Annotated in this window: 16 protein-coding genes and 1 pseudogene; 10 read left to right on the top strand and 7 right to left on the bottom strand. The window is 71.9% G+C overall.

Annotation, left to right across the window (positions count from 1 at the left end; translation table 11 throughout):
• The first annotated feature begins 54 nt into the window (after nucleotides 1-54).
• Nucleotides 55-726, top strand: coding sequence for a hypothetical protein (locus tag OHU74_RS14785; RefSeq protein ID WP_371616331.1), 672 nt, complete (start codon nucleotides 55-57; stop codon nucleotides 724-726).
• Nucleotides 727-1,715: 989 nt separating this feature from the next.
• Nucleotides 1,716-2,930 (top strand): enoyl-[acyl-carrier-protein] reductase FabV, encoded by a 1,215-nt coding sequence (gene fabV, locus OHU74_RS14780; protein WP_371616330.1) that lies wholly within the window; start codon nucleotides 1,716-1,718, stop codon nucleotides 2,928-2,930.
• A gap of 65 nt (nucleotides 2,931-2,995) precedes the next feature.
• On the opposite strand, the gene OHU74_RS14775 is transcribed toward fabV, so the two are convergent.
• Nucleotides 2,996-3,721, bottom strand: a complete 726-nt coding sequence (locus OHU74_RS14775) for a tyrosine-protein phosphatase (RefSeq protein ID WP_371616329.1) — start codon at nucleotides 3,719-3,721, stop codon at nucleotides 2,996-2,998.
• Between the two features lie 146 nt (nucleotides 3,722-3,867).
• On the opposite strand from OHU74_RS14775, the gene OHU74_RS14770 reads away from it, so the two are divergent.
• Complete coding sequence (locus OHU74_RS14770) at nucleotides 3,868-6,087, top strand: hypothetical protein (protein ID WP_371616328.1); 2,220 nt, start codon at nucleotides 3,868-3,870, stop codon at nucleotides 6,085-6,087.
• Here OHU74_RS14770 and OHU74_RS14765 read toward each other — a convergent pair.
• Nucleotides 6,010-7,689: a hypothetical protein gene (locus OHU74_RS14765; RefSeq protein WP_371616327.1), complete on the bottom strand. Its 1,680-nt coding sequence runs from the start codon at nucleotides 7,687-7,689 to the stop codon at nucleotides 6,010-6,012. The genes OHU74_RS14770 and OHU74_RS14765 overlap by 78 nt on opposite strands.
• Before the next feature lie 63 nt (nucleotides 7,690-7,752).
• On the opposite strand from OHU74_RS14765, the gene OHU74_RS14760 reads away from it, so the two are divergent.
• A complete protein-coding gene (locus tag OHU74_RS14760) occupies nucleotides 7,753-8,169 on the top strand; it encodes a hypothetical protein (protein ID WP_371616326.1) in 417 nt (138 codons plus the stop codon).
• 58 nt (nucleotides 8,170-8,227) lie between these two features.
• On the opposite strand, the gene OHU74_RS14755 is transcribed toward OHU74_RS14760, so the two are convergent.
• The 3 genes from OHU74_RS14755 to OHU74_RS14745 form a co-directional block, all read right to left on the bottom strand.
• Nucleotides 8,228-8,707 (bottom strand): RidA family protein, encoded by a 480-nt coding sequence (locus OHU74_RS14755; protein ID WP_371616325.1) that lies wholly within the window; start codon nucleotides 8,705-8,707, stop codon nucleotides 8,228-8,230.
• A gap of 60 nt (nucleotides 8,708-8,767) precedes the next feature.
• The gene (locus OHU74_RS14750; RefSeq protein WP_371616324.1) at nucleotides 8,768-9,673 is read right to left on the bottom strand and encodes a zinc-binding dehydrogenase; all 906 of its coding nucleotides are present in this window, start codon (nucleotides 9,671-9,673) and stop codon (nucleotides 8,768-8,770) included.
• A gap of 183 nt (nucleotides 9,674-9,856) precedes the next feature.
• Nucleotides 9,857-11,137 carry a M6 family metalloprotease domain-containing protein gene (locus tag OHU74_RS14745; RefSeq protein ID WP_371616323.1) on the bottom strand — a complete coding sequence of 427 codons (1,281 nt, stop codon included), beginning with the start codon at nucleotides 11,135-11,137 and terminating at the stop codon, nucleotides 9,857-9,859.
• A 259-nt stretch (nucleotides 11,138-11,396) separates the two neighbouring features.
• On the opposite strand from OHU74_RS14745, the gene OHU74_RS14740 reads away from it, so the two are divergent.
• The 4 genes from OHU74_RS14740 to OHU74_RS14725 all read left to right on the top strand — a co-directional run bounded on the left by OHU74_RS14740 (nucleotide 11,397) and on the right by OHU74_RS14725 (nucleotide 15,147).
• Complete coding sequence (locus OHU74_RS14740) at nucleotides 11,397-12,191, top strand: TetR/AcrR family transcriptional regulator (RefSeq protein WP_371616322.1); 795 nt, start codon at nucleotides 11,397-11,399, stop codon at nucleotides 12,189-12,191.
• A gap of 75 nt (nucleotides 12,192-12,266) precedes the next feature.
• Complete coding sequence (locus tag OHU74_RS14735; protein WP_371616321.1) at nucleotides 12,267-13,805, top strand: MFS transporter; 1,539 nt, start codon at nucleotides 12,267-12,269, stop codon at nucleotides 13,803-13,805.
• A 120-nt stretch (nucleotides 13,806-13,925) separates the two neighbouring features.
• Complete coding sequence (locus OHU74_RS14730) at nucleotides 13,926-14,747, top strand: dioxygenase (RefSeq protein WP_371616320.1); 822 nt, start codon at nucleotides 13,926-13,928, stop codon at nucleotides 14,745-14,747.
• Nucleotides 14,740-15,147 carry a hypothetical protein gene (locus tag OHU74_RS14725; protein WP_371616319.1) on the top strand — a complete coding sequence of 136 codons (408 nt, stop codon included), beginning with the start codon at nucleotides 14,740-14,742 and terminating at the stop codon, nucleotides 15,145-15,147. Before OHU74_RS14730 ends, OHU74_RS14725 begins: the two co-directional genes overlap by 8 nt.
• A gap of 71 nt (nucleotides 15,148-15,218) precedes the next feature.
• Here OHU74_RS14725 and OHU74_RS14720 read toward each other — a convergent pair.
• Nucleotides 15,219-16,461, bottom strand: a pseudogene (locus OHU74_RS14720) (transposase).
• 681 nt (nucleotides 16,462-17,142) lie between these two features.
• Here OHU74_RS14720 and OHU74_RS14715 point away from each other — a divergent pair.
• On the top strand, nucleotides 17,143-18,120 hold the full coding sequence (locus OHU74_RS14715; protein WP_371616318.1) for an RNA polymerase sigma factor RpoD/SigA: 978 nt from the start codon (nucleotides 17,143-17,145) through the stop codon (nucleotides 18,118-18,120).
• 39 nt (nucleotides 18,121-18,159) lie between these two features.
• Here the strand turns inward: OHU74_RS14715 and OHU74_RS14710 are convergent, their stop codons facing one another.
• The gene (locus OHU74_RS14710) at nucleotides 18,160-19,215 is read right to left on the bottom strand and encodes a helix-turn-helix transcriptional regulator (RefSeq protein WP_371616317.1); all 1,056 of its coding nucleotides are present in this window, start codon (nucleotides 19,213-19,215) and stop codon (nucleotides 18,160-18,162) included.
• A 63-nt stretch (nucleotides 19,216-19,278) separates the two neighbouring features.
• Here OHU74_RS14710 and OHU74_RS14705 point away from each other — a divergent pair, with 63 nt between their 5' ends.
• Entirely contained in the window at nucleotides 19,279-20,853 is a 1,575-nt protein-coding gene (locus OHU74_RS14705) for an MFS transporter (protein WP_371616316.1), read from the top strand.
• Nucleotides 20,854-20,938 lie beyond the last annotated feature (85 nt).

Genomic DNA, 20,938 nt, shown 5'->3' with positions numbered 1-20,938 from the left:
GAGGCTGCGTCAGAGAGAGTTGTTGAACTCCATGGCGAACGGTTTGCCAGCAGTGTGCCCAGCATCTTCTTCACCGCACACATCCACGGATCCTGGCAGGTACCAGAGGAGGGGCCGCAGGAACAGCTCGACTTCGCAGCGCTGCCGGCACGGGCTCGTCACGTCCTCCGCGACTGTGTCCGCCGCACTCTTTCCCGCTACTCGGTGCTCGAACTACCGGCCGCGCAGGACGATGTGAACTTGGCAATGGCTCGTCCGATCCATCCGGTTGGAGGGTTCGCCGCGTTCGGCTCCGCACGCCTGACTGTGGACGAAGCGGACTGGAATGTCGCTCAGGAGCACCTGCGCAAAGCGCAGCTGACTGACCTTGAGCAGCGCGATGCCCAGCGCCGTCTTGTCTTCCTGCAAAGCCTCCTTGCTGACCCGGACCTATGCCGCGTGTGGTGGATCGACCAGCATCCAGACCACCTCGATGCGCTGAAGGACTTGAAGGAACAGGTAAAGGGCCTCAGAGCCCCGCACGCCACGGACAGCGACGTCGTCCGGGGCGAGGTTGTCCGTTTCGTCGACCAGCTACTCACTGACATGCGCACTCCGCAGCAGCGCGAGGTGTTCCTGCGGGCTCTCACCCAGGCTCTGCACGTTCTCGGCAGCACGGAACTCCAGCAGGCGGCGACCGCCTGGCTACCCACCCACCTGACCGATTCCGGAGGCGATACCGCATGAACATGCGCACCAGACGCTGGCTCCTCGCCCCCTCCCGGCAGTGGCGTACTCATCGGCTCATGAAGCAGCACGGGCCGTCCCTCGCTTACCCGACCGCGTGGGCTCTGATCGCCTTACGGCACGCCCCCAATGAGTTCTTCTTTGCGCAGCAGGCCGTACGCGAGGCAGAAGGGCTCGATGCTCCAGGTGTGAGGCACGACGACTGGAGCACACTCAGCGGGCCGGAGCGCGCTCGTAGGGACCGCTGGCTCCAGCGCCGGCGAATATCGCCCATTCAGCGACTCGGACTGACTGAAGAAGTAATCGAGCGGGCAGGTCTCAGCGTGGTCGACTGGGGTCGGCGAACGGAGCAATCGGGCTGTGGGGAGTGACAGGTCCTACGCGTCTATCCGAGGGGCCGCGAGCGTCCCACCGCAGCCCTGATCTCATGCGAATTCGGCATGAGGCACGGTGTGAGATCTTCGGGGTTCTGACCTGCGGCGATGCGCTCTACGTTCCAGAAAGAACAGTGGAGCGTTTTCAGTCGCTTCTGCGCTAGGTCTCTGACCTGCGCTTTTAGGGTTTCCGTCAAGCCCCACGAAGGCGAAGGCGGGACGCGTGGGTCCCAGGCCCCTCCTGCGGGATGGTCAGGAGAGGTACCGGGGACAGCCTAGCGGACGGGGGAGGTGCTCTGCCGGGGTGATTACCGGGGCCCGGGGGCGGTCCCGTGTTGTGTGCCGTCGCGTGACATTGGGCCCGGGCGTCGGGCCGCGTCCTCGGTCCCGGGCAGGTCGTGGCGGTTTCCTGCTCGCCGGTCATCGTGGAAACACTCCAAGACCGGCGCGTGATCGTTGTGGTGGGCAGGACAAGTGCCCGCGCGCCTGCTGGCGCAGACTTGCAGGGCGCGGCGGCCCGGCGGGTCGGCCGTCGTGGCCCCTTCGCCTTCGCCTTCGCCTTCGCCTTTCCCTTCCCTCTCCGTCTCCGTCCCTGCCGATCCAAGGACTGCCGTCGTGAACGAGCGCGTTCTCACTCCCCGCAACCGGGGCTTCCTCTTCCTCGACTCCCACCCGGCCGGGTGCGGGCAGTTGGTGGCCGACATGTGGCAGGCGTGCCCCGCCCCCGCCGGCGTGCCGGAGGGGGACGGGCCGGTCGCGCTGGTCGTGGGATCCTCCGCCGGGTACGGTCTCGCGGCCACGCTCGCCGGACTCAAGCGCGTAGGTATCCGCGGTATCGCGGTGTCCTTCGAGAAGGCCCCCACCGTGCGGCGTACCGCGACGGCCGGCTGGTACCGGACGGCCGCCACCGCCGACATCGCCCGCGCCGCCGGACGGGACCTGGTCTTCCTCAACGGCGACGCGTTCTCCGACGCGATGAAGGAGCAGGTCGCCGACCTCATCGAGCAGCGCTTCGGCGGCCGCCTGGACTACCTGATCTACTCGGTGGCCGCGCCCCGGCGTACCGACCCCGCCACCGGCGCCACCTACGCCTCCGTCCTCAAGCCGATCGGCCGGGCCAACCGGACCAAGACCCTCGTCTTCGACGACGAGGGCCTCGGCGAGGTCCGCGAGGTGGAGACCGGGCCCGCCGAGGGCGACGACGTGGAGCAGACGGTGGCCGTGATGGGCGGCGCGGACTGGGAGCGCTGGATCGAGCACCTCGCCGGGCGGGGTCTGCTCGCCGAGGGGTTCGCCACCGCCGCACTGTCCTACATCGGCTCGTCGCTGACGGAGGCGATCTACCGGCAGGGCACCATCGGAGCGGCCAAGGCCGACCTGGAGGCCACCGCCCGCACCCTGGACGAGCGGCTCGGGAAGACGGTGGGCGGCCGGGCCGTCACCTCCGTCAACGGCGCCGCCGTCACCCAGTCCTCCACCGCGATCCCCGGCATCGCCCTGTACACAGGCCTGCTGCGCGGAGTCCTCGCAGACGGCCTCGTCCCGCCGATCCACCAGCTCGCCGCCCTGTGGGACCAGCTCACCGGCGTCGCCCCGCTCGCCCTGGACGACGAGGGCCGCGTCCGCCTGGACGGCTTCGAACTGGCCGACGAGGTCCAGGCGGCCGTCGCCGAACGCTGGGAGAGCGCCACCACGTCGACCATCGCCGACCTGGCCGACCTGGACTGGTTCCGCGCCGAGGTCCGACGCCTCTACGGGTTCTCCGTGCCCGGCATCGACTACACGGCGCCGGTGGCCACCGACGTCCCCTGGCCCGACCACACCCTCTGACCCCTCTGACCCCTCTGACCCCTCGCCCGTCAGCCCGTCAGCCCGTCAGCCCGTCAGCCCGTCGGTCAGGTCAGCAGCCGCGCCCGCAGGGCGGCCTTCGTGGCCGCGGTGATGCCGACGCACTGCGTGAGGTAGGCCTCGACCGAGCCGTGGCGGGCGGTGAGGTCCGCGAGGGTCAGGCGGAGGATTTCGGCCGGAGCGCGGCCGTAGGACGGCCAGCGCATGGTGCGGCCGGGGTTGGCGGTGTGCCAGTCGGCCGTCAGGCGGGCGGTGGCCAGCTCCGTCAGGGCGAAGTCGGCGAGCACCTGCTCCTCGTCGACGCCGAGGAGGGTCAGGACGAGGGCGGCGATCAGACCGGTGCGGTCCTTGCCCGAGGTGCAGTGGAAGACCGCCGGTCCGGGGCCTTCCGCGATCAGCTCGATCGCGGCGCGGATCTCCTCCACCCCGTCCTCGGCGACCTCGGCGAACCGGTCCGCGAGGAAGCGCCAGGGGTCGAGGTCCGGGTCGATCTCCGCCTGGTCGTAGGGCCGGTGCTCGATGCTGAGGTTGGCGTACGTGAACCGCTCGGGCTCCGGTATCCGGCCCTTGGCATCGGCTTCCCACGGATAGCGCAGGTCGATGACGGTACGGATGCCGAGGCCGAGGAACCGGTCCCAGTCGGCGCCGTCCAGCTTGCCGAGCGAGTCCGCCCGGTACAGGGCGCCCCACGCGACGGTGGCGCCTTCGGACGTGCGATAGCCGCCGAGATCGCGGAAGTTGTGGAGTCGCTCGAACTCGATGTGGCGTGTCATGGGCGGGTCCCCCTGGGCTTGAGCCGGTGTACTGCGGTGATCCACATTCAATACATCCCGCCGGATCTGGGCCAGGACCGGCCAGGACCGGCCACGATCGGCCGGAAGCCTCCCCTCCGAGCGGCCCCGCTGGGACACTGCGCCGCGTGGACTCGTACGCGGGCTCGGGCTCGGACTCGGTGAACAACAGCATCTCCGGCGGGAACTTCTACGGCCCGGTCATCATGGGCCGCGACACCCACATGCCCGAGCATGGCCTCATGGCCGCGCCCGTACCCCGCATGCTGCCCTTCGGCCCCGACGGGTTCGTCGACCGCGAGGTCCCGCGCGCCCGCCTGGACGAACTGCTCGCCGGGAGCGCCGGCCAATCCGCCCCGCAACTGGTGCTGTTGCACGGCACGCTGGGCGTCGGCAAGACCGGCCTGGCGCTGCACTGGGGCCAGGAGCGCCGGGAGGAGTTCCCCGGCGGGGTGTTCTACGCCGACCTGACCCCCCAGGGGCTCGGCCACCCGGTGGAAGCGGACGCCGTGCTGGAGTCATTCCTCGGGCAACTGCGCATCCCCGTCGCCGAGATGCCCGCGTCGGAGGCGGCGCTGGCGGCCCGGTTCCGCAGCCTCACCGCCGGGCAGCCCGCCCTGGTGGTCCTCGACGGGGTCCCCAGCGCCGCGGCCGTCCGGCACCTGCTGCCCGGGCATCCCGCGAGCATGGTGGTGATGACCAGCCAGTTCCGCCTCGGCGCCTTCGCCGAGGGCCGGCTGCCGGTGCGGCTGCCCGTCCCGGCGCTGGACGAGGAGGCGTGCGCCGCGCTGTTCCGTGCCGTCGTCGGGGAGGACGTGGCCTCCTCGGACGCACTGCGTACGGTGCTGCGCGCCTCGGCCGGGCTGCCGTACGTCGTCCGCATCGCGGCCGCGCACGCGGCGGACCCGGTGAGCGGCGGAGTCGAGGAACTGGCCGCCCGGATCGAGCGGGAGAACATCCTGGAGGTGCTCGACGTGCCGGGAGATGGAGATGAGGGCGGCGACCGGGACGGGGCCCCGGATCCGGTCGATGGCCAGGCGACCGCCCGCCGCGTCTTCGACCTGGCCCACGAGCGCCTCGACCCCCGGCTGCGCGCCGGGTTCCGGCTGCTCGGGCTGCACCCCACCCCGGAGTTCCCGGCCGCGTTCCTCGAATCCCTGGCCCCCGGGACCCTGCGCGGGCTGCACGGCGCCGGGCTGCTGGAGCCCGCCGAGCCGGGCCGGTTCCGGATGAACGGGGTCCTGCACGGCTATGCCCAGACCCTGGCCGCGGCCGATCCCGCCGCGCGGGGCGAGGGACTGGAGCGGGTGATCGACTGGTACCTGCGCCGGGCGGCCGCCGCCGAGCGGAAGATCTCCCCGCGCTGGCGGGCCGGCGAGCTGTTCCCCGACCCGGACCGCGGCTCCGGTCCCGACGGTCCCAACGGTCCCAACGGTCCCAACGGTCCCGGCGGTGCCGACGGCGCCCCCGGCCCCTTCGCCACCAGGGCCGCGGCGATCGGCGCCCTGGAGGCGGACCGGCACACCCTCGCCGCCCTGGCCGAGCTCCGCGAGACCGGCCCCGCCCGGCTCTGCCTGCTGGCCCAGTCCGTCCACGCGATGTTCCTGGACCGGGGCCACCACACCCTGTGGATCCGCATCGCCCGCCTCGCCCAGGAGGCCGCCGCCGGCACCGGGGACGGGCTGCTGCTCGCCCGGATGCACTACGAGCTGGCCTTCGCCCTGGGCGACCGCGGTGCGGCCGAGGACCTGGAGGAGGCACGGCTGCACTACGACGCGGCCCGCGAGAGCGCCCGCCGGATCGGCCACGAGCGCACCGAGTCCTCCGCGCTGGAAGGCCTCGGCCGGATCGCGGTCGCCCAGGGCCGGCCGCAGGACGCCGCGGAACTGTACGCACAGGCCCTCACAGCCCTCGGCACAGTGGAACACCCGCGCGGCCGCGCCCTGTTGGAGTACCACCAGGGCAACGCGGCCGCAGCCGGCGGACAGTACGACCGGGCCGCCCGCCACCTCGCTACGGCGCTGCGCGCGTTCGAGGCGTTGAAGGACGAGCCGAACGTGGCCAAGACGAGGCTCCGCTCGGCCGCCGCCCTCCTCGCCGCAGGCCGCCCCCAGCAGGCGGCCGGCCCCCTGGAGCTGGCGCTGGAGGCCTTCGCCGAGGGGACCCTCAACCGGGCCGACGCCGTCCTCGTACGGGGAGACCTGCGCGCGGCCCTCGGCGACCCGGAAGCCGCCCGGTCCGACTGGCAGGCGGCCCTGGCCGCGTACGAGTCACTGCGGAGCATCCGCGCCGAGGAACCCCGGATCCGCCTCGCCCGCATCCCGGACCAGGGCGAGCCGAGCCACTGAGACCACCCCGCCGGCCCGGATCCCGAACTCGCCCTCCACCTCCACGCCTTCGCCGAGCAGGGCCACGAGCACCGACCCGGCCAGCGCGGGCTCCGCGCCGCCCGACACCGCGAACTCCCGTCCGTCGCGCAGCCGGAGCCGCCCGCCGGACACCACCAGCCCGCAGCGGGAGTTCCGGGCGAACACCGCCGCCGGATCCGTCCCCGGCCGCGCGACCAGCACGTCGGCCATCCCGCGCAGCCGGGGGTCGGGCTCGGCGGCATCGGCCGTGACGTGCGCGTCGGGGCCGAGGTGGGCGGTCATCCGGCCCTGGAGCTCGGCCGGATGGCGGCGGACCCGTACCTCCCGGTCCCCGATGGCGGTGGAGACGTAGGACGCCGGGACCAGCGGGCTCGGCGAGGCGGCGGCGGGCTCCGGCAGCGGCACCGGCCGGGCCACGACGGGGAACTCGGGCTCGGGCAGCCGCAGATGGCGGTAGCAAAGCACCCGCAGCAGGGCGGCGGCCCGCCCGGCCCGCGAGGTCAGCCGGTCCGCAGCTCCGGGCAGGGTGCGGGCCCGGGCGAGCTGCGCGGCCAGCGGCCGGCCCGGATCGAGGCGCGGCAGGGCGCCGCCGAGCCAGGCCATGGCGGACCCGGCGGCGACGGCGGAGTCGTCGAAGGCGGCCAGCACTCCGGGCAGCCCGCGCGCGGCGGCGTACAGGCTCAGCGATCCGTGGTCGCCGAGGTAGAGGTCGGCGGCGCACAGTGCGGCCTTCCAGCCCTGGCCGGCGGGCGGCGGCAGGATCAGTCCGGCCCGCAGGGCGCGCGCCAGCCACCTGCGGATCTGGTCCTCGCCGTGGCCGTACCAGGCGTTGGGGTGGACGGCGGCGAGGACGCGGAATTCATCGGAGGGCAATTCGGCGAGGGCGCGCTCGACGAGCGCGATATCGGCGCCGAAGAGGGAATCGCCGCCCCAGGTGGAGGTGATCAGCAGGAGTTTCTGCTCGGGCCCGATTCCGAAGGCCGCCCGGTAATCCGCACGGAAGGGGTCCGAGGCGTCGAGTTCGTCGGCCACCGGATCGCCGACGACGTGGGCGTACGGGAGGGCTTCGGGGCAGTCGCGGCCCAGGCGGGCGAGCTGTTCCTCGTGCGAGAGGACGATGACGGACGGGACGACCTCACCGTCGTGGAGCAGCCACTCGGCAGTCAGCCCGAAAGCCCCGGCCCCGGCCCCGGATTCCGGATTCCGGATTCCGGATTCCGGATTCTTGCTGAGCTTTTTATTGTATCCAGCCCCGTGCGGGGCGCCAATGAGCGGTGCGGAAATATCTTCCAGATTTCCGCCGCGGCTGGTGCTCACCGCCAGATCGAACCGCTCCTTCAGCGCGCTCTCCCACGGCAGGAAGAACAACCCGTGCGCGGAGACGAATTCCGCGATCCCGTCCTCGAAGGCCGAGGACCCGGTACACGTGAACACCACCCGCACCCGGGGGTCCGCCTCGAAGACCTGGAGCACGTCGAGGAGCCGGGTCGCGGAGGTGACGTTGTGGATGACGCCGAGGACCGTGCGCGCGGCCGGCACCGTGAGCCACCGCCGTGCCGGGAGGCCGCGCTCCGTCCGCACCCGCACCACCGCCGCTTTCCCGATCCGCCCGCGCCGCCGCCAGCCTACGGCTAGCGTGCGGACATGGATGTTGCGGCACTGGTGACGGCAGGTGCGACCACGATCGTCGGGCTGATGGCCTCGGACGCGTGGAACTACGCGAGCGGCCGCTTCGCCCGCCTCCTCGGGCGGACGGGGGACACGGCGCGGACCGGGGCGGACGGCGGCCTGCGGGCCTCGCGCGCCGAGCTCCTGCTGGCCCGCGCCGACGGCGACGAGGCGGCGGTCGCCCAGGTCGAGGAGGGCTGGCGGAACCGGCTGCGGCTGGCGCTGGAGGACGACCCGCAGGCGGTACGGGAGCTCACCGAGCTGCTCGACGAGGTGAACCCGGGCTGGCGCGAGGCGGCTTCGACTTCCGTGGTCCAGAACACCATCACCGGCGGGACCTTCAACGGCACGGTCATCCAGGGCCGCGACTTCGGCTCCGCCAACCCCGTCTGACGACCCCCTCTGACGACCCCGTCTGAGGGCTCAAGCCTGAGGGCTCAAGCCCGCGGACTCACGCCCCCATCGGCGCGTGCAGCTCCACGATGATCTCGACCTCCACGGGGGCGTCCAGCGGCAGCACGCTCACCCCTACCGCGCTGCGGGCGTGGATGCCCGCGTCGCCGAAGGCGGTGCCCAGCAGCTCGCTCGCGCCGTTGACCACGCCGGGCTGGCCGGTGAAGGAGGGGTCGCTGGCGACGAACCCGACCACCTTGACGACCCGCTTGACGGCCGACAGGTCCCCGGCGACGGAGGCGACGGCGGCCAGCGCGTTCAGCGCGCACTGCTGCGCCAGCTCCTTGGCCTGTTCCGGGGTGACCTCGGCGCCCACCTTGCCGGTCAGCGGGAGGGCGCCGTCGACCATGGGGAGCTGGCCGGAGGTGTACACGTGGTGCCCGTTGAGGACGGCCGGTACGTAGACGGCGACGGGCGCGGGGGTCGGCGGGAGCTTCAGACCGGCCGCGGCGAGACGCTCTTCGGGGGTGCTGGACATGCGGGATCTCCTTGCTGCTGACTGCGGGGTCCGCTGCTTCGGCCAATGCGGCCAATGCGGCTACTGCGGCCGGGGGAAGAGGATGACCGGCTTGATCATGCCCGGCTCCCCGGCGGCGAGCCGGGCGAAGGCCTCCCCGACGCGGTGGAAGGGGAACTCGTGAGTGGTGATCACCGTCGGGTCCACCAGCCCGTCCTCGATCAGGTGCAGCGCCCGCGCGAGGCGCGCACCGCTGCTCCGGGGCGGCCGGCAGCGGGCGTACGTGATCCTCCCGCCCTCGGCGAGCCCCCGGCGGGCCGCCGAGGCGGCGGCGGACGCGGGGCTCGCCATGATCGCCCGGTCGGCGCCGCGGCCGCCCGTCAGTTCCAGGATCCGCTCGGCGGTGTCCTCGTAGGCCGGGTCGATGACCACGTCCGCCCCGAACCGCAGGGCGAGCCGCTGCCGCTTCATCTCCGGTTCGACCGCGATGACCCGGGCGCCGCGCAGCCGGCCGGCTCCGATGGTCGCGCTGAGCCCCACGGCGCCCTGCCCGAAGACGACGACGGTGCCGCCCGCGGGCGGCCCGGCCTCCTCGGCGGCGGCGAAGCCGGTGGGGAGCGCGCCGGCCGCGTAGAGGGCCTGGTGGTCGGTGATGGTCCCGGGGAGCGGGACCAGCCCGGCTCCGGCCGCCGGGGCGCGGAAGAACTCGGCGAGCCTGCCGTGGCCTTCCACGCCGACGCGCCGGGCGACGAAGGACGGGCAGACCCCGGGGCCCACTGCCTCGACGACGCCCACGGCCTCGTGGCCGAGCCCGGTGGGCGCTCCGGCGGCGGTGTGCCCGTCCCAGGCGCAGATGAGCGCGGCCGTGGTGCGTACGAGGACCTCGCCCGGCCCCGGCTCGGGGACGGGCCGCTCGATCACGGTGGGCGGTGCGCCGGTCCGGGGCAGCGCGAAGGCCTTCAAGGGGTCTCCTGTACGTCGTGACACGGCTGGTCCTTCAACCTTCGCCGTACGGCCGCGGTCCCGCGGGGGGCCGTAGGTCGCGAGACGCCGGGCCGAGCGACTCGAACTGACGCCGCTTCCGTCCCGGCGGTCCCGGCGGTCCCGGCGGTCCCGGCGGGGCGCGGCGTCCCGGCGTGACGGCGCACCCCGCCGGGTCGGGGAGCCGCCTCACGGCCGGGTGACCCGGACCTGGTAGCTGCCGTTGCGCAGTTCGCCGACAACGGAGACGCTGATGCCCGCCTTCTCGTCGGTGAAGGTCTCGCCCGGCTTGTACGGGGCGTCCGAGAGCTCCGCGTGGACGTTGGGCCGCCGGGTGCAGCCTCCGCTCGCGCCGGCGCTGTCGGCGACGGTGACCGGTCCGCGGCCGGTGTCCACCTCGGAGTCGACCTTGTATATGAGGACCCCGGGCTTGCAGACGGCCTCGTCGTTCCCGGCCCGGGTGCGCACCTCCACCGCGTAGCCCGCGCTCTCCGAGACGGGGATGAACGCCAGCTTGGTGCCGCCGTCGGTGGCCAGCGGGGACAGGATGTGGTCGCTGGTCCCGGATTTCCCGGCGCAGCTGATCTGGGAGCTGTCGAGCCAGCCCAGCTTCCACTTGTGCCATCCCAGCAGGTCGTTGTTGGCGCCCCAGTCCTCGCTCATGACGTCCCAGTGCCCGACGGTGCCCCCGCCGTCCGCGGTGTAGAGGTCGGGCAGGCCGAAGACGTGCCCGTTCTCGTGGGGGAGCACGCGGTAGCCCGTCTCCCGGTAGGAGCCGGAGCCGTCGTCCTGGCGGCTGTAGATGAAGGAGGTGTTGGCGAGCGGGACCCCGTCGGCCATCGGGGCCTCGCCGTTGCCGGAGAAGGTGACGGAGAGGACGGTGTCGAGGGCGGAGGGCCCGGCGTTCGGCGTGACCAGGATGTTGATCAGGTCGTACCGGGAGAAATCGACCTCGGCGTCGGCGGCCTTCACGATGTGCTCGACGAGCTGGCGGTAACCGGGCTCGTACGCGGACCCGCGCTCGATCCCGTACGACGCGAACGGCATCGGCATCCGCAGCCAGTTCCGTATCGGCGACTCGGCCCGGTAGCTGAGCCGTCCGTAGGAGCTGGTGCGGAACCAGTCCGAGGTCTGCGGGAAGAACTCCGCGAGCCGGTCGGTGGCCGCGCCCTCGCCTTTGGCGTCGGGGAAGTCGATCATCAGGTTCAGGGCGCGGACCTCGCCGGTCGAGCGCGCGTATCCGGGCGGGGTCGGCAGCCCCTCGGACATCTGGACACCCATGGCGCCGGCGATCCGGCAGGGCGCGAGCGCCGATTCGACGCTCGTCGCGGCCACCGGGCCGGCGGCCGAGTGGCCGCGGTTGGCTATGCCGGCGCTGGCGGTCGCGGTGACCCCGAGGGCCAGCGCGGTGATGCCTATGTAGACGCTGGTGCGGTTCGGCTTGCGTATCCGGTGGCGCGTCTGCGGCATGGCGATCGGCCTTCGGGTCCGCGGCAGCCGGCCGGGTCCGGTCTGCGCTCTGTTCGATCACCCTCCGACGGCCGGAGCGCGCTCGCGCGCCGGGAGAGGCCAAACGGGAGCAGTGGGCCTGGAGTGGTGTGACCCAGGTCACACGGGAGAGTGAAATAACCGGGGACACTCTCCCCGTTTGAACGAGAGTCCCCACGAACCGGGGAGCTGCTCCCCGTTTCGAGCAGACCTACGCGTCACCGTGCCGAGGAGGCCCCGGATGAAGAGCCCCGCCACCACCGCTCCGGCGGCCCTGCCCGTACCGGGACCGGAGGCGGCTCTCGACCTGTCGGCGCCGGTCGGCCGGGCGTCCTCGGCGGTGCCCGCGGCGGTTCCCTCGGCGGTGCCTGCGGCGGTTCCCTCGGCAGCGCCCGCCGCCGCCGGCGCGCACCCGGTCCCGCGGCCGCGCGCCGATGCGGTCCGCAACCGGGAGCGCATCCTGGCCGCCGCGCGCGAGGTGCTCGTGGAATTCGGCCCGGCCGCCCCCCTCGACGAGATCGCCCGCAGGGCCGGCGTGGGCAATGCCACGCTCTACCGGCACTTTCCCGACCGGCCCGCGCTCATCCACCACGTCGTGGTGTTCGTGATGGACCGGGTCACGGAGTTGGCCACCGACTCGCTCATCGAGGAGCCCGACGCCTTCGCCGCGCTCTGCCGCTTCACGCACGGGGCGGCGGACGAACGGATCGGCGCCCTGTGCCCCATGCTCTCCAGCGACTTCGACAAGGAACATCCGGAACTTCTCGCTTCCCGGAGCGCGTTGGAAGAGGCGGTGGAGACCTTGCTGGCCGTCGGCCAGTCCACCGGGATGCTGCGCTCCGACATCGGCGTGGGCGATCTGATGATCGCCCTGTCCCAGCTCAGCCGCCCGCTTCCGGGCACCGCCTGCTTCGACACGGACGTCTTCGTCCACCGTCATCTGCAGCTGTTCCTCGACGGGTTGAGGGCTCCGGCCCGCTCCGTCCTGCCGGGCGCCGCGACCACGCTGGCGGACCTGAGGCGGAAACCCATGTGACGCGCCCGGTCCGCCTCGTGTCTCCTTGGCTTTCAGTCATTTTCAGTCATCTCGCACCAGAAAATGGGTATCCCCATGTCAAAAACAGCCGCGAATCCGCCGCTGGCTGCCTCCGCCGACCCCAGTCGTTGGAAGGCCCTGGTCTTCATAGCCCTGGCGCAGCTGATGGTCGTCCTCGACGCCACCATCGTGAACATCGCCCTGCCGTCCGCCCAGACGGACCTCGGCATCTCGGACGGCAACCGCCAGTGGGTCATCACCGCGTACGCGCTGGCCTTCGGCGGACTGCTCCTCTTCGGCGGCCGCATCGCCGACAAGTGGGGCCGCAAGAACGCCTTCATCATCGGTCTCATCGGTTTCGCCCTGGCCTCCGCGCTGGGCGGCGCCGCACAGGGTGAGGCCATGATGCTCGGCGCCCGCGCCCTGCAGGGTGCCTTCGGCGCGCTGCTCGCGCCCGCCGCGCTCTCGCTGCTGGCCGTCATGTTCACCGACGCCAAGGAGCGGGCCAAGGCCTTCGGCATCTACGGTGCGATCGCCGGTGGCGGCGGCGCCGTGGGTCTGATCCTCGGCGGGTTCCTCACCGAGTACCTCAACTGGCGCTGGACGTTCTTCGTCAACATCCCGTTCGCGATCATCGCCGCCGTCGGCGCCTGGATGATCATTCGCGAGCCGGCCGGCGGCCGCAACCGCGCGCCGCTCGACATCCCCGGCGTGATCCTGTCCACGACCGGTCTGGTCGCCCTGGTCTACGGGTTCACCCGCGCCGAGTCGGCCGGCTGGTCGGACGGCCTGACCATCGCCATGTTCATCGCCTCGGCGGCGCTGCTCGCCGCGTTCGTCGGCGTCGAGTCCCGCACCCGCTCCCCGCTGCTGCCGCTGCGCGTCCTGCTGGAGCGCAACCGCGGCGGTGTCTACCTCTCGCTGGGCCTCGCCGTCATCTCGATGTTCGGCCTGTTCCTCTTCCTCACCTATTACCTCCAGGTCGTGAAGGGCTTCTCGCCCGTCAAGACCGGCTTCGCCTTCCTCCCGATGATCGCGGGCATGATCACCGGCTCCACGCAGATCGGCGCCCGCCTGATGACGCGGGTCCCCCCGCGCCTGCTGATGGGCCCCGGCTTCATGGTCGCCGCCGCCGGCATGCTGATGCTGACGCAGCTGGAGGTCGGCTCCTCCTACCCGGCGCTGATCCTGCCGGCGCAGCTGCTGCTGGGTCTGGGCATGGGTACGGCGTTCATGCCCGCCATGTCCCTGGCCACGTACGGGGTGAACCCGGCCGACGCCGGTGTCGCCTCCGCGATGGTCAACACCTCGCAGCAGGTGGGCGGCGCGATCGGCACCGCCCTGCTGAACACGATCGCCGCCTCGGCGACGACCGCGTACCTGACCGACCACGCGGCCGCGGCCGCGGCGGGCGGCCCGGCGGCGAAGCTGATCCAGGCCCAGGCCATGGTCGAGGGGTACGCCTCGGCGATCTGGTGGGCGGTCGGCATCCTGGTCGCCAGCTCCCTCATCGCCCTGACCCTGATCACCACGGGCCGTCCGGGCGCGGGTGGCCCGGTCGCCGGCGGCGAGGGCGCGGAGGCCGACGTGCAGGTTCCGGTGATCGCCCACTGACCCGCTGGGCCCCGGCTCCGGGGTAGCGGGAATGACTGACGACCCCGCATCGTTCAAATTTGAACGATGCGGGGTTAGTCTTTTCCCGGCGGCCCGCCGCGACGATTCCTGGAGCCCCTGATGACGACGACCGGCACCACCGGCACCACCGGCCCGACCCGCGGCGCGAGTGCCCGGATGCCCGCGCTCTACCTCAGCCACGGAGCCCCGCCCCTCGCGGACGACCCGGTCTGGCCCGGCGAACTGGCCGCCTGGTCCGCGACCCTGCCCCGCCCCCGGGCCGTCCTGATGGTCTCCGCGCACTGGGAAGAGGCCCCGCTCGCCCTCGGTGCCACGACGCCGGTCCCACTGGTCCACGACTTCTGGGGCTTCCCCGAGCACTACTACCGGGTCCGCTACGGGGCTCCGGGCGCCCCCGAACTGGCGGCGGCCGTGCGGGGGCTGCTGACGGCCCCGGGCACCCCGGTCCAGGACATCCCCGACCGGGGGCTCGACCACGGGGCGTACGTCCCGCTCGTGGAGATGTTCCCGGAGGCCGACATCCCGGTCCTCCAGATATCCATGCCGACGCTGGACCCCCGCCGCCTGATGGAGATCGGCCGCAAGCTCGCCCCGCTGCGCGACGAAGGCGTCCTGATCGTGGGCAGCGGCTTCTTCACCCACAACCTGGCCGCCCTGCGCCACACCGGTCCCGGAGTGCCCGGCTGGTCGGCGGAGTTCGACGCGTGGGGCCGCGAAGCCCTGGCCGGCGCCGACGTCGACGCCCTGCTCGACTTCGAGGCCAAGTCCCCGGCCGGCCGCCTGGCGCACCCGCGCACGGAGCACTTCGCCCCGCTGTTCGTCACCCTGGGCGCCGCGGAATCCGACCTCGGCTCGGCGGCCGCCACCCCGATCGAGGGCTTCTGGATGGGCCTCTCGAAGCGGTCCCTGCAGTTTGGCTAGGCCCAAAGCGCCCGAGGCCGCGGACGGAGAGCCGCTGTGGTGCCCGAGCGGATCGGCGTACGCGCCCGAGTCGGTGGTCCTCGCGGTCCGCGCCGGGCTCGACGGCCCCCCGGCCTACCTCCCGGCCCCGCGCCCGGCGGCCGAGGCCCTGACCGAGCTGGAGCCCGGCGCCGAACCGCGCCGCCTGCTGCGCCTGGCCTCCCACTGCGTGGCGCACTGTCTCAACCGCGCGGGGGAGAGCTGCACACTGGCCACCCGCCTGGCGGCGACCCCGCGGGAGGCCGCCGCGCTGCCCGACTGCCACCTGCGCCCGGGGTGCAAGTGGTGGACCCAGTCGGGCCCCCGCGCCTGCCGGGCCTGCCCGCAGGTCGCTACCCGCCGCCCCGCCCCGGACCGGTGACGTCCGCCCCGATGGCGAAGCCCTTGGCGGGACCGGTGGCGATCCGTGGGTGACACCTCGATGAACCGTTCCTAGCCAGTGTGCAGGAGCGAGTCTTGGACCCACTCACGCTTACCGGGCGCATCCCGAACGGTTTTGGACGCACTGGGTCCCCGCTTTCTCTTCCCGCTCGGCGTCGGCTCTCCGTGGAGCCGGTCCGTCGTGGGCGGGCGGTTTCCCTCACGTCCCCGGGAGCCCGGTCCAGCCTGGACGGTCCGATGCCCCACACGATCGCTCTGGTCGTGTGGGGGCGGTGCCGTCCCTCCCCAAGCTCTTCGAGCAGGGGATACCCCATGCCGGATCGGGTGTCCGAGGGCGCGTCGCCCGATCGCGATGCCGGAGGCATCGTGACGGGACATTCTGCGGCGCGGGGTGACCAGCGGCTTCTGCCAGTGCCGGCCTCCCCACTGCGAGGTGTAGGCCGGATCGACCGCGACGACGGCGAGGCCCTGCTCTGCGGACATCGACACGAGTCGGGCCTTGAGCTTGCCGGTCGGGATACCGGAGATCAGCTGCCGGAACCGTTTCCTGCTGCCGTGCTTCTCCCGGGTCTTCTCAGTGGCGAAGTGGTCGGCGTTGGTATCGACACCGAGCACGCCGTTCGCACAGGCGGTGGCGAGGGGGATCGTCTGCACCACGGGGCGTTGCCAGGCCGCGGTCAGGTACCAGCGACCGCGCTCCGCATCCAGGTGGATGCGGTAGGCGACGGCCCGGTTCTGCGTGATGCGGTCGGCCCATTCTGCGCCCCGGTGCGCGAACGCGATCCGACAGGCCAGGACGTAGCGGCCATGCTTGCTGTTGGCCAGATGCGCGAGCGGGACGGGCAGCTTGATCGAGACTTCGCCGTCGGGGGTGACGCGGATCGTCTCGTTCCCGAACCGCTTCCCGGACTCGCCATCAGCCGCCAGGAACCAGCGTTCAGCCTCCCAGCGGGCACGCCACTGCTCCTCGGTGAGCTGTGCTTCGGACAGATGGTGCCGGGTGTTCGCCAGGCGCTTCCCGCCCCGGACCACACGGACCCGCCCCGCCCGCCAGTCGGCGTGAGCGGCTTCATGGTTTACGGGCTGCCCACGTGTCAGTGGAATGGTCCGAGCCGTCGGCGCAACGCCGCTTGAGGTCACCGGAAGCCAGAGAACCCTGATGCGCACCGACCAGCCGCAGAACCCTCTCGTCCTCGGCACTCAAATTCTTCAGGCGGTCGCGTACCGCCACGCCGGACGGACCGAGCGCCACGAACGACGGAGCGATGACGCGCAAGCTTCCTGGCCGACTCAGCCATCGCCGACCGCCGCAGACAGAGCCTTGCACGCCCGCATCTTCGCGGAGCACTGTCCGCGCAAGCGGGCACAGGACACTGTCAGCCAACCGCCCTCACAGAACCAGCGATACGCGCCTTGGGGACGTACACCCCGCGCCCTCGCCGACTCCTTGAGATCCATGCAGACGACCGTAACGACACTCACCCAAATGGACCATCACTCACACGAGTGGACCAAAGGTCCCGAAGCTCACTCGGACGAGTGGCCGACCGGTTTGGTGCGAAACCTGCAGTTTGTGACGTATCCGGCGATTCGATCGCCAGTCCAGGCAACCAGAAGCCGGCGCGGGCCGTCTTCAGGGTGGGAGTGCAGCCGTGGGCGGCGCTGTCCGGGAGTGAAAGCGGCTGTGTCGCATGTGACGGCGGTCTCATGGGGCCAGTGGGCGCACAGGTCCGTGAGGGCCTCCGGATAGGCCTCGAATCCGGGCCTGACCTGCACCTCTTCGAGCTCTGACGGCATCGCGGATCCTCTCGGATCGAGTGGTGGCGGCGCAGGATACTGCAAGATCTCGAAAACGAGGAGGAGGTGTGGGAATTCTGTCCCGATTCCAGTCGTTGTTTCCTTCGGAAGCGGGCACTCGGGAGAGTGTCCAGGCAGCCGCACCACCGCGACAGAACTCATCGCAAAGGGAGCACGCATGGCAACCCGCGCCGTCGCCCGTCGTCAGTCCACGAGCAGCGCTCGCGCAGTGGGCGGGGAGATCGCAGACCGCGACCTGGTCGGCATGTACCTCGACGAGATCGCGCGTACTCCGCTGCTCGACGCAGCCAAGGAAGTCGAGCTCTCGCAGATCATCGAGGCGGGCGTGTACGCCCAGCAGATCCTCGACGGGGCGATAGAGCGCAAGGGCGATACGCCCTCCCAGGAGGAGCTGGAAGCACTGGCCGCCGAAGGCGAGCGCGCCAAGGAAGTCTTCATCCGCTCCAACCTCCGCCTGGTCGTCGCCGTCGCCCGCCGCTACCCGCGCAGCGGACTGCCGCTCCTCGACCTCATCCAGGAGGGCAACGCCGGCCTGGTGCGCGCGGTCGAGAAGTTCGACTACGCCAAGGGCTTCAAGTTCTCCACGTACGCCACCTGGTGGATCCGCCAGGCCATCACCCGTTCCATCGCCGACCAGTCCCGCACCATCCGCCTCCCCGTCCACCTGGTGGAGGAGCTCGGCCGGATCCGCAGGGTGCAGCGCGAGTTCAACCGCGAGAAGGGCCGCGACCCGGAGCACGCGGAGATCGCCGCCGAGCTGGAGTCCACGGAGAAGCGCGTGGGCGACGTCTTGGACTGGGCGCGCGACCCGGTCAGCCTGAACATGTCGGTGGACGAAGACGGCGACACGCAGTTCGGCGACCTGCTCGAGGACACCTCGGCCATCTCCCCGGAGCAGTCGGTCATGTCCTTGCTGCGCAGCGAGGAGCTGGAGGACCTGCTGGGGAAGCTGGACCAGCGAACCGCGTCGATCATCAAGATGCGTTACGGCATAGATGACGGTCGGGAGCGTACGCTGACGGAAGTGGGCAAGCAGCACGGTCTGACCCGTGAGCGGATCCGCCAGATCGAGAAGCACGCCCTGCTGGAACTGAAGCGGATGGCGCGCGACACCGGCTTCGACGCGGTGGCCTGACCGGCCCCCGACGAAGCCCCCAAGACGAGCCCCCGGCGCCTATCCCCCCCAGGCGCCGGGGGCTCCCTCGTGTGTCGGGGAGCCGGGGGCCGGGGTGGAAGACGCCCCCGCCGACTCCGCCAGGCGCGCGGCCAGCGCACGGGCTCCGGCCGCCAGGGCCTCGGGCCCGTGCACGGTGAACGGCACCCCCGTCAGCGCCAGCCGGGCCGCCAGCCACTCCGGGGAATCCGCGGACTCGAACCGCACCCGGACCCCGGCCGCGGTCCCGGCCTCCGCCCCCGCGCCGGACTCCTGCTCCGGCCCCGCCCCCGCGCCGGACACCACGTGCTCGCGCATCCACTCCGGCAGCGCCTCGCAGGGCCCCGCGAAGGAGACGTCCACCTGGTGGGTCTCCCGGCCGTGCAGGCCCCGGCGGACGAACTCCACCGGGTCCATCGGCAGCTCCCGGGCCGTGTACCGGGCCCCCGTCGCGGTCGGCTCGGCCATCCGGTCCACCCGGAAGGTCCGCCAGTCCTCGCGTTCCATGTCGTACGCCACCAGGTACCAGCGGCTCCCGGTGCTGACCAGCCGGTACGGCTCCACCAGCCGGCGCGAGGCCGCGCCGTCCCGCGCCCGGTAGGCGAACCGCAGCCGCTCCGGCCCCGCCACCGCCGACGCGATCGCCGTCAGCGTCCGCGGGTCCACGCTCGCGCCGTCCCCCCGGGTCGCCGCGACCGTCGCCGACTGCAGCGCGCTCACCCGGCGGCGCAGCCGCCCCGGCAGGACCTGTTCCAGCTTCGCGAGGGCCCGTACGGAGGCCTCCTCCACCCCCTCGATCGCATGCCCGGCCCCCGCCCGCAGGCCCACCGCGATCGCCACCGCCTCCTCGTCGTCCAGCAGCAGCGGAGGCATCGCGGCGCCCGCGACCAGGCGGTAGCCGCCCTCCGCTCCGAGCGTGGCCTCGACGGGATATCCCAGCTCCCGGAGCCGGTCGATATCGCGCCGGATCGTGCGGGCGCTCACCCGCAGCCGCTGCGCCAGCTCGCTCCCCGGCCACTCGCGCGGGGTCTGGAGGAGGGAGAGCAGGCTGAGCAGCCGGGCCGGGGTGTCGGTCATGGATTCAAGGTTGCCAGCCAAATAGGACACCAACTGACCTAGATGCCGTCTAAGTTTGTACTCATGAGCACCGAGACGACCCAGTCATCGCCCGAAGGAAAGAACGGGCCCGCACAAGAAGAGCGGACCGACACCCCCGCAGAGACCAGCTCGCCCGCCGACCGCCGCCGCTGGCTGGCGCTCGCCATCGTGATGACCGCGTCCTTCATGGACCTGGTCGACGTCACGATCGTCAACATCGCGATACCCAGCATGCGCCAGGACTTCGGCGCCTCGACCAGCGCGATCCAGTGGATCACCGCCGGCTACGCGCTCGCCTTCGCCGCCGGCCTGATCACGGGCGGCCGTCTCGGTGACATCTACGGCCGCAAGCGCCTCTTCCTCGTCGGCGTCGCCGGCTTCACCATCGCCTCGCTGCTCTGCGGCATCGCGGCCGACCCCGCGATGCTCGTCGCCTCCCGCCTGCTCCAGGGCGGCATGGCGGCCATGATGGTCCCGCAGGTGCTCGCGATCATCCACGTCACCTTCCCGCCGCACGAGCGCGGCAAGGTCTTCGGCATGTTCGGAGCGATCGTCGGCCTCGGCGCGGTCTCGGGACCGATGCTCGGCGCACTGCTCACCGAGTGGAACCTCTTCGGCCTCGAATGGCGCACGATCTTCCTGATCAACCTGCCCGTCGGCATCGCGGCCGTGATCCTGGGCCGCAAGTTCATCTCCGAGTCCAAGGCACCCAAGGCCCTGCGCCTGGACCTGGTCGGCGTCGTGCTCGCCACCCTCGCCCTGGTGATGCTGATCTTCCCGCTCACCAACGGCCGCGAGAACGACTGGCCGGTCTGGGGCTTCGTGAGCATGATCGCCTCGCCCGTGGTCTTCGCCGCCTTCATCGCCTACGAGAAGTACAAGATCCGCAAGGACGGCTCCCCGCTCGTCGAGCTCTCCCTCTTCGAGATCAAGAGCTTCGCCGGCGGCATCACGGTCCAGCTGGCCTTCGGCCTGGCGACCGGCATCTTCTTCCTGGTCTGGACGCTCTACATGCAGATGGGCCTCGGCTGGACCCCGCTGCACGCGGGCAGTACCGGCATCCCCTTCTCCATCGCCGTCTCCGTCGCCGCCGGCCTCTCGGTCGAGAAGCTCGTCCCTCGCTTCGGCCGCAAGGTGCTCCAGGCCGGTGCGCTGATCATGGCCGCGGGCGTGCTCCTCTACATCTGGGAGGCCGAGCGCTACGGGAAGGACATCGTCTCCTGGCAGATGGCCGCCCCGCTGATCGTCATGGGCATCGGCATGGGCCTGATCGTCGCCCCGCTCAATGACACCATCCTGTCCGAGGTGCCGCGCGAGCACGCCGGTTCGGCGTCGGGCCTGATCAACACCACCGGCCAGATGGGCAACGCGCTGGGCCTCGCCCTCACCTCCGTGGTCTTCTTCGGGCTGATCGACGACGACATGGTCCTCGGGCTGCCGTACGTCGAGGCCTTCCACAGCGCGCTGTGGTGGGTCGTGGCCGTCCTGGTCGTGATCTTCGCGGTGATGTTCGTGCTGCCGCACAAGCCGGTCCCGATCGACGAGCGCGAGGGCGGCCGGGCGCACACCCCCGAGCAGTCCGCGGACGGGTCCCCGGAGCGGGCCCAGGTCGGGTAAACGATCCTCCGCACCCTGACGGGCATGTCCGCTTCTCTTGGCGGGCATGCCCGTTTGTTTTGTTTTCGGACCGAAACGGGCGTAC

The sequence above is a fragment of the Streptomyces sp. NBC_00454 genome (genome assembly GCF_041434015.1).
Taxonomy (GTDB): Bacteria; Actinomycetota; Actinomycetes; order Streptomycetales; family Streptomycetaceae; genus Streptomyces.
This window is presented reverse-complemented; position numbering and strand designations above follow the sequence as displayed.

Bases quoted from the DNA above. Each gene is read 5' to 3' on its own strand.
- OHU74_RS14760 (WP_371616326.1), top strand. From the start codon at position 7,753: ATGGATGTTGCGGCACTGGTGACGGCAGGTGCGACCACGATCGTCGGG.
- OHU74_RS14740 (WP_371616322.1), top strand. From the start codon at position 11,397: ATGAAGAGCCCCGCCACCACCGCTCCGGCGGCCCTGCCCGTACCGGGA.
- OHU74_RS14705 (WP_371616316.1), top strand. From the start codon at position 19,279: ATGAGCACCGAGACGACCCAGTCATCGCCCGAAGGAAAGAACGGGCCC.
- OHU74_RS14775 (WP_371616329.1), bottom strand. From the start codon at position 3,721: ATGACACGCCACATCGAGTTCGAGCGACTCCACAACTTCCGCGATCTC.
- OHU74_RS14710 (WP_371616317.1), bottom strand. From the start codon at position 19,215: ATGACCGACACCCCGGCCCGGCTGCTCAGCCTGCTCTCCCTCCTCCAG.
- OHU74_RS14755 (WP_371616325.1), bottom strand. From the start codon at position 8,707: ATGTCCAGCACCCCCGAAGAGCGTCTCGCCGCGGCCGGTCTGAAGCTC.
- OHU74_RS14730 (WP_371616320.1), top strand. From the start codon at position 13,926: ATGACGACGACCGGCACCACCGGCACCACCGGCCCGACCCGCGGCGCG.
- OHU74_RS14715 (WP_371616318.1), top strand. From the start codon at position 17,143: ATGGCAACCCGCGCCGTCGCCCGTCGTCAGTCCACGAGCAGCGCTCGC.
- OHU74_RS14745 (WP_371616323.1), bottom strand. From the start codon at position 11,137: ATGCCGCAGACGCGCCACCGGATACGCAAGCCGAACCGCACCAGCGTC.
- OHU74_RS14735 (WP_371616321.1), top strand. From the start codon at position 12,267: ATGTCAAAAACAGCCGCGAATCCGCCGCTGGCTGCCTCCGCCGACCCC.